Here is a 16,279-nt window from a genome sequence, read left to right on the forward strand (position 1 = left end):
CTTATCTCTCCACCAACGCCATGCGCTTGTTATACCAGTTCATAAACAGCGACACGAGCAAGCTCAATGTCAAATATACTGCCATTGTCATTGATATAACTTCGATAGCCTGACCAGTCTGGTTTAACGTTGTACCAGCAAACACCGAAACTAAATCGGGGTAGCCTATTGCTGTTGCTAGTGACGAGTTCTTGATAAGGTTCAAGTACTGACTTGTTAATGGGGGAATGATAACGCGCATTGCTTGAGGAATAATAACCAGTTGCAGGGTTTTGCCAGGACTGACACCAAGTGCACGAGCGGCTTCGGTTTGTCCTTTACTAATTGACTCAATCCCAGAACGAACAATCTCTGCAATAAACGCTGCGGTGTATATAGTTAGCGCAATTAACAACGCACTTAATTCAGGGATAATCGTTAAACCACCCCTAAAGTTAAACCCTTTAAGCTCAGGTATTTCCCACTGTAAAGATGCACCACTTAAAAGAAATACGATAAAAGGCAAACCAATGAGCACACCAAGAGAGGCCCAAAAAACAGGAAACTGATCACCTGTCTCATTTTGTCTTCGTTTAGCCCATCGTTTTATAAAAAATATCGCTATCAGTGCAAGTACCAAAGCAGCAAGGACCCAGCCAAACCCCTCCCCCAAAACAGGTGAAGGAAGATAAACACCACGCACATTGAGAAAGGCAATATCAGCAAATTCAAGGCTTTGTCTTGGTCCAGGCAACAACCTTAAAACAGCAAAATACCAGAAAAATATCTGCAATAAGAGTGGGATATTTCGAAAAATTTCGATGTAAACTGCAGCTACACGAGCAATTAACCAGTTATGAGATAACCTGGCAACACCAATTAAAAAGCCCAATATTGTTGCAAAGAAGACCCCAAGTGCAGACACTAAAATGGTATTAAGAAGACCTACAATAAAGGTTGTACCATAACTATGAGTTTCATCATAAGGAATAAGGCTTTGAATAATACCAAAACCTGCTTCAGCATCTAAAAACTCAAAGCCTGTGGTAATTCCCCGGCTTTCAAGATTATGCTGAGTATTTTGGTAAATAATGTATCCAACAGCAAAAACTGCTAGAAATAAAATGGCTTGAAATACTAATGACCGTTTAGCAGGGTCATTCCAGAAACTCACGTTTCCAGCTGCCAGATTATGCTTATTTTCCGGCATTTTTATAATTCTCCAAGTTACTGCAAGGCTAATTAGACAAAACGGCTACATCAAATGATTGTAGCCGTTTTTTGAGAAATGCTTAGCGCATTGGAGGGGCATACATGAAACCACCCTTGCTCCATAAAGCATTAACACCACGATCGATGTTTAAAGGCGAGTTTTTACCGACGTTCCGGTCGAAGGATTCTCCGTAGTTACCTACTTGCTTAACTACTTGGTAAGCCCAGTCCTGACTCAAGCCTAGCTGCTTGGCAATAGGACCATCACTTTGAACAAAACGCTTAACTTCTGGGTTTTTAGCCTTTTTCTTAGCATCAATGTTATCAGAAGTTAAACTAAGTTCTTCAGCATTAACCATTGCAAATAAAGACCATTTAACAATGTTAAACCACTTATCATCACCTTGTTTAACCACCGGACCTAATGGCTCTTTAGAAATAATTTCGGGTAATACCATGGCATTATTTGGTTTAGACAGTTTTATTTTTAACGCATACAGTTGTGATTGGTCACTGGTTAATACATCACATCGACCTGCTTCAAAACCTTTAACTGTCTGGTCTGAGGTATCAAATACAACTGGCGTATACTTCATACCATGCTGACGGAAATAGTCAGCCAAGTTTAATTCTGTAGTAGTACCAGACTGAATACAAACTGCAGCACCATCTAACTCTTTTGCACTCTTGACTCCAAGGCTTTTACTCACCATAAAGCCTTGGCCATCATAGTAGTTCACTCCGGCAAAGTTTAAGCCAAGAGAAACATCTCGGGTAAGCGTCCAAGTGGTATTACGTGAAAGGATATCAATTTCGCCTGATTGTAGAGCAGTAAAGCGTTCTTTAGCTGTAAGGGGGATATATTTGACTTTTTTCTCACTACCTAGGGTTGCTGCAGCGACTGCACGGCAAACATCCACATCTAGGCCTTGCCATTTGCCTTTATCATCAGGGTTAGAAAAGCCAGGTAGCCCTGTACTAACACCACAATTGAGATAACCTTTCTTTTTGACTGTTGATAATGTATCAGCAGAAATAGAAGCTGAGGCAAAAGATACACTGATTGCGGTCGCGGCCGCTACTAGACCTATCTTCTTCATAATTGTTTTGTATCCTTGGTATTATCTATTTATGGGAAAGCCCTTCCATGGTGTGGGGTCTTACCCCTGGGCATACTTGCCAGACTCCTATAACGGTACTTTTACCAGTACTTTCAGTTTCTTCCCCGACTCCGACTTATGCCATTCTATAAAAATGGCTTATTATAACTATTTTATATTCATCATTTTGGTGCATTTACCAGGAATGCCCCAAAAGAGTCAGTCTAATTAAACAATTTTTACTTAATAATGCAATGTTAAATTAACGCTGGTTTGTGTCCTATTGTAACTCTGAGGTACGAGTTCTAATTTAGAGCAAAAGAAAGGGCCTGAGTCAAATTTTTTTATAATGCACGTTTACAGATTGCGCTTAATTTATCTTAGCAATTGCTTATATTAGGTTTTTGAGCTTTTTTGAGGCATAGCTGCACCATATTAGACCCACCAGATATTCTTAGTAATTATTTAATAATAGTTTTAGTTTTAAATAAGGAATAACGTATAAAAGCCTCTAAAATTGACTAGAGGGTCAGTTTTAGGGGCTTTTATACTTAAAGAAGACTATTTAGAGGTAGGGGGCAAATAGTGAAACTAGCTCTTCTGTTGATTTATTTTTTTCATCAACATTAACCACAGCTTCACTTTCGAAATTATCTATTGCTTTGGTTATCACAATCAATCCTGCTGAAAGCAGTGCTGGAATTACTTGTTGATAAATAGTTTGATCCCAACTCTCAGGCAAGATAACCACTGTTTTTCCTGCGTCAAACAGCAGTCTCTCTATACGTTGAGAGATATCTTTAAAAGACTGGTTTTCACTAATCATAACGACTAGTGGTTGCTGATGAAGCCTCTGTTGACGCTGAAATGGAGTAACAGGCTGGTCTTTTACTTGGCTAGCCTCACTATTAATTATCATCCCTGCGCCAACGGTAACATTAGTTAACCGATCAATTAAAATAAATGAGCCCGTCAGGCGGTTGTGATCATAAGGGTCGAAGACAATTGGTTTATTAACAGATAGTCTACAAACCGCAATCTCATTTAACTGCAACTGATTTGTAGTGCATTGTTCCAACGTATTAATATCAATTTTATATTGGATTGATTCAACACGACCCACCGTAGAGTTACAAGACAGCTTAATATCATACTGCTTTTCTTCCGTTAATGGTGCTTCTGACATCCAGACAACATGAGCACTAAACTGACGACCAACTAAAGGCTGATCTCCTGCTCTAACCAACATATCTCCCCGGCTCACATCAATTTCGTCTGCTAATGTCAACGTTATCGCTTCTCCGGCACTTGCTTCTTCCTGCTCGCCATCATAGCTTACTATACTCTTGACCTTGCTCAGCTTTCCTGAAGGCAACACAGCTACTTCATCTCCTGATTTGATTACCCCCGAAGAAACAGTGCCACTGAAGCCTCTAAAGTTCAGGTTAGGCCGATTAACATATTGCACAGGGAAACGAAAATCATTGAAGTTTTTATCTTTATCGACAGTAACATTTTCTAAAATATACATTAGCGTTTCACCTTGATACCAAGGCATATTAACGCTGGGCTCTACTACATTATCACCGTCTAGTGCAGAAATGGGTACAAAACGGATATCACTGATATTAATTTGTTCTGCGAAATCCAAGTAAACTTTTTTTATCTCATTAAACTTTTCTTCAGAATAAGCAATTAAATCCATTTTATTAATTGCTACAATTAAATGCTTAATTCCCAATAATGCAGCAATATAACTATGTCGACGGGTTTGAGTTTGTACACCATATCGAGCATCAACCAAAATTATCGCTAAATCACAGGTCGAAGCACCAGTTGCCATATTTCGGGTATATTGTTCATGGCCTGGTGTATCAGCAATAATAAATTTCCGCTTTGCAGTCGAAAAATACCGAAAAGCCACATCGATAGTAATTCCCTGTTCACGCTCAGCCTGTAAACCATCTACCAATAATGCTAAATCAAGCTTTTCTCCGGTTGTCCCTATTTTGCTGCTATCTGCTTGCACTGCAGCCAACTGGTCTTCATAAATCATTTTGGAGTCATGCAGTAAGCGGCCTATCAGCGTGCTTTTACCATCATCCACATTTCCACAAGTTAAAAAACGCAATAAATTTTTTCCTTCATGCTCAGCCAAATAAGCATGAATATCAGATGCAATTAAATCAGATTGGTGTGACATAGCAGGTTCCTGAGTCGATTCGTACAAACAGTGGCTTAGAAATAGCCTTCCTGCTTTTTCTTTTCCATTGAGCCAGCACTATCATGATCGATAACCCGACCTTGCCTTTCAGAACTTTTTGTTAGCAGCATTTCCTGAATAATATCTGGCAAAGTGGTTGCTGTTGACTCAACTGCACCAGTTAAAGGGTAACAGCCTAACGTACGAAACCTGACATTCTTCATCTCAGGTTTTTCACCCTCAGCCAGTGGCATTCGGTCATCATCAACCATAATATCAACGCCATCACGATTAACCACAGGTCTTGGCTTGGCAAAGTATAGGGGAACAATAGGAATTTTTTCTAAATGGATATATTGCCAAATATCTAGCTCAGTCCAATTGGATAGAGGGAAAACTCTGATACTTTCGCCTTTATTGATTTTCCCGTTATAAATACTCCATAGTTCCGGGCGCTGATTTTTAGGGTCCCAACGGTGGTTCTGATCACGGAAAGAGTAAACTCGCTCTTTAGCTCGAGACTTTTCTTCATCACGGCGAGCACCACCAAAAGCTGCATCAAAGCCATACTTATCAAGTGCTTGCTTTAGCGCTTGGGTTTTCATAATATCAGTATGTTTGGCGCTGCCATGTACAAACGGATTGATATTTTGTGCAATACCTTCATGGTTAGTATGAACAAGTAGCTCCAACCCCAGTTCCTTCACCCGTTGATCCCGAAACTGGATCATTTCTTTAAACTTCCAGGTGGTATCTACGTGTAATAAAGGAAATGGCAACTTACCTGGATAGAATGCTTTCATCGCCAGGTGCAACATAACCGCTGAATCCTTGCCAATAGAGTAAAGCATTACTGGGTTATCAAACTCAGCCGCCACTTCTCTTATAATATGAATACTCTCAGCCTCGAGCTGGCTTAAATGAGTCTGCTTTTTTGCCGCCATTGGGTACCCACAAAACTTATCTTATGGAGTTTGATGATTGGTGGAGTAAAGCACCCGTTTTGCAGGTACTCTTCTCTGCAGACTAATATAACAAATTAAAAGTAATTATAAGAAGTGCGTTATTTATACAAATAAATAATATAGATATATCTAGCTGCGCTAGGAGCTTGTCCGAGAATAGAAGTCGTAGCGAGGAGAAGCTGTTTGGAGTCAGATTTTTTCATAATTTGAGGCGAATATTGAGCATATTTAACAAGAATTATGGAGAAATCGGGCCAAAATCAGCTTTTCCGTAGTAGGTTCTCAATTCTCGGACAGGCTCCTAGTCCATTACTACAGGAGCTGTATTAAACAGGATTATCTATATCAATAAAGTGATGCTTAATACCAAACTGCTCTTGAATATGCTCCCCCAGCGCTTTGACCCCATAGCGCTCAGTCGCATGATGCCCAGCCGCGATAAAATGAACTCCCATCTCTCGGGCAGTGTGAACAGTAGGCTCTGATATCTCTCCCGTTAAATAAGCATCAACACCATGGGCAATTGCTTGATCGATAAAGCCCTGTGCAGCACCCGTACACCAAGCGATTCGCCGTATTGAGTGATCGCCTCCAGATATCAACAGCGGTTCACGCCGAAGGGTTAACTGAATTTGCTCACCCAACTCACCAAGTGACAGAGGCTCAGCTAAACACCCCACCAAACCGATGCTTCTTGGATTATCCTGCTCCAGACCTGATTCAGGCTTAATATTGAGCAGTTTTGCAAGTTGAGCATTATTTCCCAACTCTGAGTGAGCATCTAATGGTAAGTGATAAGCTAACAGGTTAATTTCATGCTTAAGGAGTAGCTCAAGCCTGCGCTTCTTCATCCCTGTTACAACAGGCGCTTCCCCTTTCCAGAAATAGCCATGATGCACAATTATGGCATCAGCATTCCTCTCTATAGCAGCTTTTATAAGTGCTAACGATGCTGTTACACCTGTAACAATCGTTTTAATTTGATCTTTTCCTTCTACTTGAAGACCATTTGGGCAGTAGTCTTTGAACAACTGGGACTCTAAAGTCTGACCTAAAAAATCGAGCAATGATTGGCGAGATATAGCCATTGGATAAAAGTTACCTCCAAACAAAATTACATGTGAGATGACACACTAGGATAATAGCCCGTATAATAGCAAGGCATTTAGTCGAGACAACTTGAGGACAACACTACTTAGTTCTGCATAAAGTGTATCCATAAATAGGGTTATGCATGAAAAAACTTACCAAGTTTCTTACCTGGCCTACTATATCTGGAGTGCTGCTGGCATTGGTAATTCTCCAGCAGTTTCCTGAGTTAACCAGAAAATCTTCTACACCTACTCCCCATTTGACTCAAGTTGATTATAGCGATGGAGTCACACCAGCCAGTTATACTGGTGACAACTCTCGTGCACCTTCGACTAATCATAAAACAGATAGGGCTTCAACACTCTCAGGTCCAGTGTCTTATAATCTTGCAGTAAAAAAAGCGGCGCCTGCAGTAGTCAATATCTATACCACTAAAATTATCCGTGAACATCGCCACCCTATTTTTGATGATCCATTCTTTCGGGACTTTTTTGGTTATGACCAAATGCCCAACCATCAGCGGATGCAGTCAAGTTTAGGCTCCGGCGTTATTATGAGTCCAGAAGGCTATGTGGTTACCAATAATCATGTTATTCAAGGTGCTGATGAAATTATTGTCGCTTTACAAGATGGTAGAGACACCCGTGCTCGAGTGATAGGCACCGACCCAGACACAGATCTGGCTGTATTAAAAATTGATATGAAGAACTTACCTGCTATCACCCTAGCCCGCTCCAGAAATTCGGATATTGGTGATGTCGTTCTAGCTATCGGTAATCCATTTGGGGTGGGACAAACCGTCACTATGGGTATTATCAGTGCTACAGGTAGAAACAAACTACGCCTCAGTACGTATGAAGACTTTATTCAAACTGATGCGGCTATTAACCCAGGTAACTCAGGTGGTGCGCTGATTAATGCCTTTGGTGACTTGATTGGTATAAATACAGCAATATTTTCAAAGTCAGGAGGCTCTCAAGGAATTGGCTTCGCTATCCCCTCTGAAATTGCTCGCGATGTGATGTTGTCTATCGTTAAGCATGGCAAAGTCATTCGAGGCTGGCTCGGTATTGAAGCTCAGTCACTAACACCAGAACTCGCTGATGCTTTCGGCTTAAAAAACAAAGATGGTATTTTGATTACTGGTGTTTATCGCAATGGGCCTGCACACCAAGCAGGTTTGCAGCGAGGGGATATCATCACTGAAATCAATGGCATGTCAACTAAAGCTGGTCGCAAAGTCATGCAGCAAGTGGCTTTAATGCAACCAGGTGAACAGGTTGTAATTAAGGCAATTAGAAATGGACAAAAGCTTGTTGTTGAATCAGTAATTGGTCAGCGGCCAAGCTTAAAACCTAGGACAAAACCAAGACGCTAAAAAGATTAACCAATGAGTTCTCCTCATTGGTTAATTAGTTTGTATATAATCACGACAAAAGTGCAGATAGTACTTTAAGAAAAGCTTCATTTTCTGCAGGTGCTCCTACCGTCACTCTTAAGCAACCAGTAAGCAGTGGGTGAGCACCATCAAGGCATTTAATTAAAACACCTTCTTTTATGAGTGCTTGATGCAACGCTTTAGCAGGTACTGTAAGGCTTCGGAATAACAGAAAATTGGCTTGGCTTGGCCAGACGGTAATTCCTTCAAGCTGCTGAAGAGACTCAAACAGCCGCTCGCGATCTACCACTAATTGGGTTATTTGCTCAGCCAGCTGGTTGTAGTGCAATAACGCAAACTGAGCACTGACCTGGGTCAGTTGATTAATATTGTAAGGCAACCTCACTTTATTAAGTTCATTGATCCAACCAGGATGCCCCACTAAAAAGCCCAGCCTTAAACCAGCTAAGCCTACTTTGGATAATGTACGCATGACCACCAGGTTGCTATAGTCTGCTAGCAGTGTTAGAGCATTGCTCTCAGCAAAAGCCAAATAAGCTTCATCAACCACTACCAAGCCAGGTGACGCTTCTATTATTCGACGTACCTTTTCCTCACCAAATAAATTACCTGTTGGGTTATTGGGCTGGGCTAGGAAAACTACGCCAGGCTGATGAGCTTCGATTGCATCCAACATTGCTGTCAAATCCAACGTAAAGTCATTACCCAGTGGGACGCCCACATAGTTGACCCTAAGGAACTTGGCGATCATCTCGTACATAACGAAACTGGGCTCAGGTGACAACACTGTTAAGTTATCAGCAGCCAACGCTGCAATAATGATTTGAATCAGTTCATCTGAGCCGTTACCTAACAGCACGTCATAACGCTGATCTATCCCAAATACTTCCTTTAATCCAGCAACAACACTTTTTCCCGATGGATCTGGATAGCGATTTAGCGACTGTTGTTGCATTTCCGCTAGCCACTGCTGCTTTAGTTCTTCCTCCCAGGTATAGGGGTTCTCCATTGCATCAAGCTTGATTAGCCCTGAAGCATCAGCAACCTGGTAAGCTTTAAGCGACTGAATATCAGAACGAACCCACTTTTCTACTCGTGCCTGGACAGCCTGATCAAGTTCTTTTTGTGGCATACTTATTCTCCCATGCTCTGCTTGTCGATCCGAAACTCAGCAGAACGCGCATGAGCAGTTAACCCTTCTCCTCTAGCCAGTACTGAAGCCACTAGACCAGCTTTTGTCGCACCCTTAGCACTAAAGTTAATAATAGAAGAACGCTTCTCAAAGTCGTAAACACCTAATGGAGATGAGAAGCGTGCAGTACCAGAGGTAGGCAACACGTGATTTGGACCTGCACAGTAATCACCCAGTGCTTCAGGGGTATGTCGGCCCATGAAAATTGCCCCAGCATGACGAATTACAGGCAGGTATTGTTCAGGGTTTTCAATTGATAGTTCCAAGTGCTCAGGCGCAATACGATTAGTAATCTCAATAGCTTCATCGATATCAGCAACCTGAATTAAAGCGCCTCGACAAGATAGCGACTGACGAATAATCTCTGCCCGCTCCATTTCAGGTAACAGCTTATTGATGCTACTTTCAACTGCCTCTAAATAGCTGCTGTCAGGTGAAATTAAAATCGCTTGAGCATCTTCATCATGTTCCGCTTGGGAAAACAAATCCATTGCAATCCAATCTGGGTTGGTTTTGCCATCACACACCACCAGAATCTCAGATGGCCCAGCAATCATGTCGATACCAACCTGACCAAAGACCATTCGCTTTGCTGTTGCTACATAAATATTGCCAGGCCCTACTATCTTGTCGACGCTGGGGATAGTTGCAGTGCCATACGCTAGGGCAGCTACCGCCTGTGCACCTCCCACTCGAAATACCTTATCTACCCCAGCAATTGCAGCAGCGGCTAAAACCAGTGCATTGACTTGGTCATCGGGAGTCGGCACCACCATGATTACTTCTTTTACTCCTGCAACTTTGGCAGGAATCACATTCATCAGTACTGAAGAAGGATAAGCCGCTTTACCTCCTGGTACATAGACCCCCACTCGATCTAAGGGCATTACCTGCTGGCCAAGAATAGTGCCGTCTAGTTCAGCGTATTGCCAAGAGCAGCTCTTCTGTTCTTCATGATATTGGCGAATTCGGCTCGCAGCCTCTGTTAGTGCTTGTTTTTGCTCAAAAGATATTTGCTCTAACGCCGCTTGTAACGCTTCGGGAGAGATAGCTAACTCCTCCACTGAGTCAACTGAGAGACGATCAAATTGATTGGTATACTTTATTAATGCCTCATCTCCATGCTGTCTGATCTGATTGATAATTTCTGCGACGGTTTGATTAACATTCAGGTCAGAAACGGCTTCCCACTTAAGCAACTCGTCTAACTGCTGGTTAAACGACTCAGCCGATGAATTTAACCGGGTAATAGACACACCAGACACTGTTGGAACCTCTTATATAAATGGTACTGCTTGTAATACTAATTTATTGGTTATTACTTGTGTTTAGTACAGCTTGTTTAAGTCCATCTATTATTTCCTTTAACTCGTGGTGCTTCACTTTCATGGCTGCTTTATTAACTACTAACCGAGAGCTGATATGAGCTATTAATTCCTGTGGCTCTAAGCCATTAGCCCTGAGTGTGTTACCCGTATCAACCACATCAATAATCTTATCTGCCAAACCAACCAAAGGAGCCAGCTCCATAGAGCCATATAGCTTGATAATATCCACCTGCTTACCCTGCTCGGCATAATAGCGCTTGGCAATATTGACAAACTTAGTCGCCACTTTAAGCCGACCTGGCCTAGGCTCTCGCCCCACTGGTCCTGCCGTCATTAGCTTGCATTGGGCAATTTTTAAATCGAGAGGCTCATACAAGGCCTGACTACCATGCTCAAGCAACACATCTTTGCCTGATACCCCCAGATCAGCAGCGCCATACTCTACATAAGTGGGCACATCAGTAGCACGAACAATAAGTAAATTAATATGAGAATGGTTGGTAGGAAAAATCAGCTTGCGACTATTAAGGTCTTCGGTAGGCTCTATACCAGCTTGTTTTAATAGGGGTAAGGTTTCTTTTAAAATTCGCCCTTTAGAAAGGGCGATCATAATTGATTGTTTCATGCCTTGGTTTCGACTACGTTAGGAAGGTGTCCGCCTTATCTTAGCGCCCAATAATTGAAGTTTTTCTTCTATACACTCATAACCTCGGTCAATATGGTAAATGCGATCAACTACCGTGTCACCTTCTGCAACCAAACCAGCAATAACCAAGCTAGCCGATGCCCGTAAGTCAGTCGCCATTACTGGGGCAGCTTTTAAGTGAGGGACACCTGTCACAATCACTGTATTGCCTTCTACTACCATATCTGCACCCATTCGAATCATTTCTAAAGCATGCATAAAACGGTTTTCAAAAATGGTTTCGGTGATACGGCCAGTGCCTTCTGCTACCGCATTCATAGCCGTAAACTGTGCTTGCATATCAGTTGGAAAAGCGGGATATGGAGCTGTTTTTAAACTGACAGCTTGGGGACGCTGACCTTTCATATCCAGCTCAATCCAGTCTTCACCCACTTCTAAATGAGCCCCTGCTTCCTTTAGTTTTACAAGTACAGCATCAAGAGTATCAGGAGCAGTATCTTTAACTTTGATCCGCCCACCAGTTGCAGCAGCTGCAATTAAATAGGTACCCGTTTCAATCCGGTCTGGTAGCACCGAGTAGTGACAACCAGATAGTCTCTCTACACCTTGTATTCGAATAGTGTCAGTACCATGGCCAGTAATTTTGGCCCCCATTTTTATCAAGCAGTGGGCTAGATCAACTACTTCAGGCTCCCTGGCAGCATTTTCAATGATAGTTTCTCCATCTGCTAAGCAGGCAGCCATCAACAGGTTTTCAGTACCAGTTACTGTAACCGTATCAAGAAATATTTTGGCTCCTTTCAAGCGCCCATCAACACTCGCTTTGATATAGCCATCTTCAACTTTAATGTCAGCACCCATTGCTTCCAAGCCACGGATATGCAAATCAACGGGTCTACTTCCAATAGCACAACCACCAGGCAAAGCCACTTCAGCGCGACCAAAGTGGGCGACCATTGGCCCTAAAACCAAAATCGAAGCACGCATGGTTTTAACTAATTCATAGGGAGCATGAAGACTTTTAATTGTATTGGCGTGCACTTCCACATTGAGCTTTTCATCAATCACTAGCTCGACCCCCATGCGGCCAAACAGCTCAATCATAGTGGTAATGTCATTCAAGTGGGGTAAATTACAAACAGTGACAGGCTCATCAGCCAGGAGCGTAGCAGCTAAGATGGGTAGTGCAGCATTTTTTGCACCTGAAATTCGAATTTCACCATCAAGTTTTACTCCACCGGAAATAATCAGTTTATCCATGCACGCTCCCGTTAATTTGTTACTTCAATAAATAGTCAGGCTATGTTGTTCTACTGGTTTATCAAGCCTGAGCTTGCCAGTCAGCCACACTACAAAACTTCATAGTCACTGCATGAATTGCACCAGAGGTAATAGCCTCATTTAAAAGTGCATAAACTTGCTGTTGGCGCTTTACAGGGGAAAGTGCCATTAGTTCATCACTAACTAATGTTAATTGAAAGTTACAGCCTTCACCTGCCACCACAACTTCAGTATTGGGCAAAGTTGACTCTAATAGCTGCTTAACTTCTAATGCCTGCACTTGTCTTCTCCTGATCCTGAGCACCCTTAAAGTAAAGGTTATACCAGGGTGCTTTCTAAATATTTAAATATCAGTATGTTTAAATAATAATCTGCTATGAAGTTACTGCTTCAAGAAAGGGCGGTTATGATATATAAAAACAAGCAAAAAGGCGAAAACTGACACACCTTTTTGGAAGCCTTTTCCTATTTTGGTGCCAAAATAGGAAGGGTTTAGGGCAAAGCAAGAAAGGCTGTTAAAAGCTTTAGATAAGCCTCCATTGCTGAAGGCTCCAATTTCACTTCAAAATGCTGTGTGATAAGGCACGGGCCTACTATGCCTGCTGAATTGGCAGCACAGTATCCAAGCCACTGACCCTAGCTAAGTCATAGAGATCAGTAGGCATATTGACAATCGATAAGTTTATTGAAAGGTGATGGGCTTGACGCATCCAGGAAAGTAACACTGATAAGGCCGCACTGCCTGCTTCTCTGACCTCAGACAAATCTACTGTACAGTTACCAGCCTGTTTAATTAATAGCTCACGCCCTTGCTGCTCAATGGTTGCTGCAGCCCTAAAGGTAACACTCCCGACCAGCTTTAACTGACCAGGAGCGGTTGAAAGCACTTCACCGTCAACCACTAAGACTTACCCTTTTCATTTGCAGCTTTCATAATGTCAGTCCAGTTATTGATAACTTGCTGCAAATCACCTTTATTCTGCTGCATCGCTTCAGAAAATTGAGTTCTGAATAGTTTTCCAATGTTAATGCCATTGACAATCACATTGCGCATTTTCCACTGATCAACCTTTTTGTCTTTGAACATAGTGTAAGTCAGTGGATAAGTGACTCCATCTGCAGCATGAATTGTCATGTTGACAGGCACCCTCTTTTTCTTGAGAGTCGCTTTATTTACCGGGTGTACTTCTATTTTTTCATTGTCATACTTCAGCAGTGCCTTACCATAAAACTCGACCATGCTCATTTTAAATGCTTCGGTGAACTGAACAACTTGTTTGTCTGAAGCATTTTTAGAGTATTTAATACTCATTACTCCTCGAGCAATTACATCAAAAGCAACCACAGGCTCAAGTACTTCTAGTAGCTGAGAATAAAACTTATCTGGTGTTTTTTTATAGCTTTGCTTGCCTGCTTTAATCACAGCTAGCATTTTATCTGTTGCTGTTTTAACTGTTGCATCAGGGCTTTCATCAGCATAAACGGGAGCTAAAGTTGTGACTGCTAACAACCAGCTAAAAGCCAACACTAGCTTTATTAACCACTGTTTTGAAACGTATTGAGACATCACTTTCATAGAGCTTCCTTAAGCCAATTAATTACTATCAGTTTGCTTGACTGTATTTAGTAGGAATTTTCCTATTAAATCTTCCAATATCAGTGCCGACTGAGTGTCTTCGAGCTCATCACCATCATCCAGGAACTCTTCCTCCCCACCCACACTAATGCCTATATATTGTTCTCCCAAAAGACCAGCAGTTAGTATGCTTGCTGTACTATCTAGCGGGATATTTTTAACATCACTATGAATATCCATTACCACTTTGGCTCGATACAGTTCTTTATCAAGCTTGATATCAACAACTCGGCCAATAGTGACTCCACTCATTGAAACCTTGGCTCGTAGGCTTAGTCCTCCGACATTATCGAAGAAAGCATGAACCCGGTAAGTTTGCTGATTATTTTCTATAGACAAGCCGCTCACTTTAAGTGCTAGCATCACCAGGGCAAAAATCCCTGCTAGCATGAACGCACCGACGCTGATCTCCACCGTTCTCATGCGCATCTTATAAATCTCCAAACATAACTGCAGTTAAGATAAAGTCGAGCCCAAGGATAGCCAAGGACGAGTAAACAACGGTTTTTGTAGTTGCACGACTAATGCCTTCCGAAGTAGGAAGAGTGTCGTAGCCCTGAAAAACCGCGATCCATGTAACAACAAAACCAAACACTAAGCTTTTAATAATGCCGTTTACCACATCATCGCCAAAGTTTACTGTTTGTTGCATATTGCCCCAGAAAGAGCCTTCATCAATCGAAAGCCAATCTACGCCAACCATAGCGCCACCTACGACACCCACCATATTGAAAATGGCAACCAGCAATGGCATGGATATAAATCCAGCCCAAAAGCGGGGAGCAACAATTCTTTTTAATGGATCAACCCCTATCATCTCCATACTAGACAGTTGCTCCGTGGCTTTCATTAGCCCTATTTCAGCAGTCAACGCCGAGCCGGCCCGTCCTGCAAATAATAATGCGGTAACAACTGGTCCCAGCTCACGTACTAAGGTTAATGCTACCATTTGCCCGACAGCTTCTTGAGAGCCATAGCGAACTAAAATGTTATAGCCTTGAAGGCCAAGCACCATACCAATAAATAAGCCTGAAACAGCGATAATAATGAGCGATAACACACCAACAGAATAAAGCTGCTGGAGTAACAACTGAAATTTAGAGCCAAAACCTGAGCGACCAAAAATAGCAAGCATCAGATAAATACCTGAGCGGCCAATCGCTTCTACTTTAAGTAACCCTGCTTGCCCCAGCCGGCGTAAAAAAGCCCAAAAATCATGAATCACTAAATACCCCCTCCCATCAAATCATCAGCATAATTTTGTGCTGGGTAGTGGAAAGGTACCGGACCATCAGGCAAGCCCTGCATAAACTGGGTAATTCTAGGATCATCTGAATTCAATAACGCTTCTGGCGTACCATGCCCAATTACTTTGGCATCACTAATCAAATATAAGTAATCTGCAATACTGGCTGTTTCATGAATATCGTGAGATACCACAATACTGGTTAAATTCAAGGCATCATTTAACATACGTACCAACTGAACCAGCACCCCCATTGCAATAGGGTCCTGACCTACAAATGGCTCATCATACATTATCATTACTGGGTCTAACGCAATTGCTCGAGCTAAAGCAACACGACGAGCCATCCCCCCAGATAGCTCACTAGGCATTAAGTCTCTCGCACCTCGCAAGCCAACAGCCTGAAGCTTCATCAATACAATATCATGCACCATTGATTCAGGCAGCTCAGTATGAACCCTAAGCGGAAAGGCTACGTTTTCATAAACACTCATATCCGTGAATAGAGCGCCACTTTGAAATAGCATGCCCATTTTACTGCGTAGCTCAAATAGCTCTTTACGAGACAGCTTAGGTACGTTCTGTCCATCAACAACGATATCTCCCGCTTCAGGCCTTAGTTGAGCACCAATTAATCTGAGCAACGTGGTTTTTCCTGTACCACTAGGCCCCATAATGCCCGTTACTTTACCACGAGGAATATCAATATTGATGTCATCAAAAATAACCCGATCTCCACGACGATAGCTAAGCCCTTTGATTTCCACAAAGTTATTATCATGAGCCGTCATCAGGTGACCACCTTATCCATCAACAACACGTTTATCAGCACCAGTCGTTTATTAAGTATGCGTCTTGCGAGGTATGGTAACACTACTTTAGTAAACTTAGTAAAAGTTAAATTACGCTCACACCATAACCTGAACAGTAATTATACAGCCGCTGCGGAGAATAGCATGATCTAGAAGAGGGTCGAATAGGTATCTTTCCTATTTATTAA

At 42.1% G+C, this 16,279-nt stretch carries 16 protein-coding genes; 1 reads left to right on the forward strand and 15 read right to left on the reverse strand.

Going from position 1 to position 16,279, the window contains the following annotated elements:
* Position 1: 1 nt before the first annotated feature.
* The 5 genes from ORQ98_RS01350 to ORQ98_RS01370 all read right to left on the reverse strand — a co-directional run bounded on the left by ORQ98_RS01350 (position 2) and on the right by ORQ98_RS01370 (position 6,547).
* Positions 2-1,189, reverse strand: a complete 1,188-nt coding sequence (locus ORQ98_RS01350) for an amino acid ABC transporter permease (RefSeq protein WP_274686972.1) — start codon at positions 1,187-1,189, stop codon at positions 2-4.
* A gap of 82 nt (positions 1,190-1,271) precedes the next feature.
* The gene (locus ORQ98_RS01355; RefSeq protein WP_274686973.1) at positions 1,272-2,291 is read right to left on the reverse strand and encodes an amino acid ABC transporter substrate-binding protein; all 1,020 of its coding nucleotides are present in this window, start codon (positions 2,289-2,291) and stop codon (positions 1,272-1,274) included.
* A 565-nt stretch (positions 2,292-2,856) separates the two neighbouring features.
* Positions 2,857-4,494, reverse strand: a complete 1,638-nt coding sequence (cysN, locus tag ORQ98_RS01360; protein WP_274686974.1) for a sulfate adenylyltransferase subunit CysN — start codon at positions 4,492-4,494, stop codon at positions 2,857-2,859.
* Between the two features lie 35 nt (positions 4,495-4,529).
* Positions 4,530-5,438 carry a sulfate adenylyltransferase subunit CysD gene (cysD, locus tag ORQ98_RS01365; RefSeq protein WP_274686975.1) on the reverse strand — a complete coding sequence of 303 codons (909 nt, stop codon included), beginning with the start codon at positions 5,436-5,438 and terminating at the stop codon, positions 4,530-4,532.
* 347 nt (positions 5,439-5,785) lie between these two features.
* Positions 5,786-6,547, reverse strand: coding sequence for a Nif3-like dinuclear metal center hexameric protein (locus ORQ98_RS01370; RefSeq protein ID WP_274686976.1), 762 nt, complete (start codon positions 6,545-6,547; stop codon positions 5,786-5,788).
* Between the two features lie 146 nt (positions 6,548-6,693).
* Between ORQ98_RS01370 and ORQ98_RS01375 the strand changes: the two genes are divergently transcribed.
* Positions 6,694-7,929: a S1C family serine protease gene (locus ORQ98_RS01375; RefSeq protein WP_274686977.1), complete on the forward strand. Its 1,236-nt coding sequence runs from the start codon at positions 6,694-6,696 to the stop codon at positions 7,927-7,929.
* A gap of 49 nt (positions 7,930-7,978) precedes the next feature.
* Here ORQ98_RS01375 and hisC read toward each other — a convergent pair whose 3' ends face one another.
* The 10 genes from hisC to ORQ98_RS01425 all read right to left on the reverse strand — a co-directional run bounded on the left by hisC (position 7,979) and on the right by ORQ98_RS01425 (position 16,070).
* The gene (hisC, locus tag ORQ98_RS01380; protein WP_274686978.1) at positions 7,979-9,082 is read right to left on the reverse strand and encodes a histidinol-phosphate transaminase; all 1,104 of its coding nucleotides are present in this window, start codon (positions 9,080-9,082) and stop codon (positions 7,979-7,981) included.
* Between the two features lie 2 nt (positions 9,083-9,084).
* Positions 9,085-10,407, reverse strand: a complete 1,323-nt coding sequence (gene hisD / locus ORQ98_RS01385; protein ID WP_274686979.1) for a histidinol dehydrogenase — start codon at positions 10,405-10,407, stop codon at positions 9,085-9,087.
* A gap of 43 nt (positions 10,408-10,450) precedes the next feature.
* Positions 10,451-11,095, reverse strand: a complete 645-nt coding sequence (gene hisG / locus ORQ98_RS01390) for an ATP phosphoribosyltransferase (RefSeq protein WP_274686980.1) — start codon at positions 11,093-11,095, stop codon at positions 10,451-10,453.
* 18 nt (positions 11,096-11,113) lie between these two features.
* Positions 11,114-12,376, reverse strand: a complete 1,263-nt coding sequence (murA, locus tag ORQ98_RS01395; RefSeq protein WP_274686981.1) for a UDP-N-acetylglucosamine 1-carboxyvinyltransferase — start codon at positions 12,374-12,376, stop codon at positions 11,114-11,116.
* 61 nt (positions 12,377-12,437) lie between these two features.
* A complete protein-coding gene (locus tag ORQ98_RS01400) occupies positions 12,438-12,677 on the reverse strand; it encodes a BolA family protein (protein ID WP_274686982.1) in 240 nt (79 codons plus the stop codon).
* A gap of 313 nt (positions 12,678-12,990) precedes the next feature.
* Positions 12,991-13,299, reverse strand: a complete 309-nt coding sequence (locus ORQ98_RS01405) for an STAS domain-containing protein (protein WP_274686983.1) — start codon at positions 13,297-13,299, stop codon at positions 12,991-12,993.
* Entirely contained in the window at positions 13,299-13,973 is a 675-nt protein-coding gene (locus tag ORQ98_RS01410; protein WP_274686984.1) for an MlaC/ttg2D family ABC transporter substrate-binding protein, read from the reverse strand. Before ORQ98_RS01410 ends, ORQ98_RS01405 begins: the two co-directional genes overlap by 1 nt.
* Before the next feature lie 18 nt (positions 13,974-13,991).
* The gene (gene mlaD, locus ORQ98_RS01415) at positions 13,992-14,462 is read right to left on the reverse strand and encodes an outer membrane lipid asymmetry maintenance protein MlaD (protein ID WP_274686985.1); all 471 of its coding nucleotides are present in this window, start codon (positions 14,460-14,462) and stop codon (positions 13,992-13,994) included.
* A gap of 1 nt (position 14,463) precedes the next feature.
* Entirely contained in the window at positions 14,464-15,258 is a 795-nt protein-coding gene (gene mlaE / locus ORQ98_RS01420; RefSeq protein ID WP_274686986.1) for a lipid asymmetry maintenance ABC transporter permease subunit MlaE, read from the reverse strand.
* Positions 15,258-16,070, reverse strand: coding sequence for an ATP-binding cassette domain-containing protein (locus ORQ98_RS01425; RefSeq protein WP_274686987.1), 813 nt, complete (start codon positions 16,068-16,070; stop codon positions 15,258-15,260). The genes mlaE and ORQ98_RS01425 overlap by 1 nt, the downstream gene beginning before the upstream one ends.
* Between the last annotated feature and the right edge of the window lie 209 nt (positions 16,071-16,279).

This window comes from Spartinivicinus poritis (assembly GCF_028858535.1).
Taxonomy (GTDB): Bacteria; Pseudomonadota; Gammaproteobacteria; order Pseudomonadales; family Zooshikellaceae; genus Spartinivicinus; species Spartinivicinus poritis.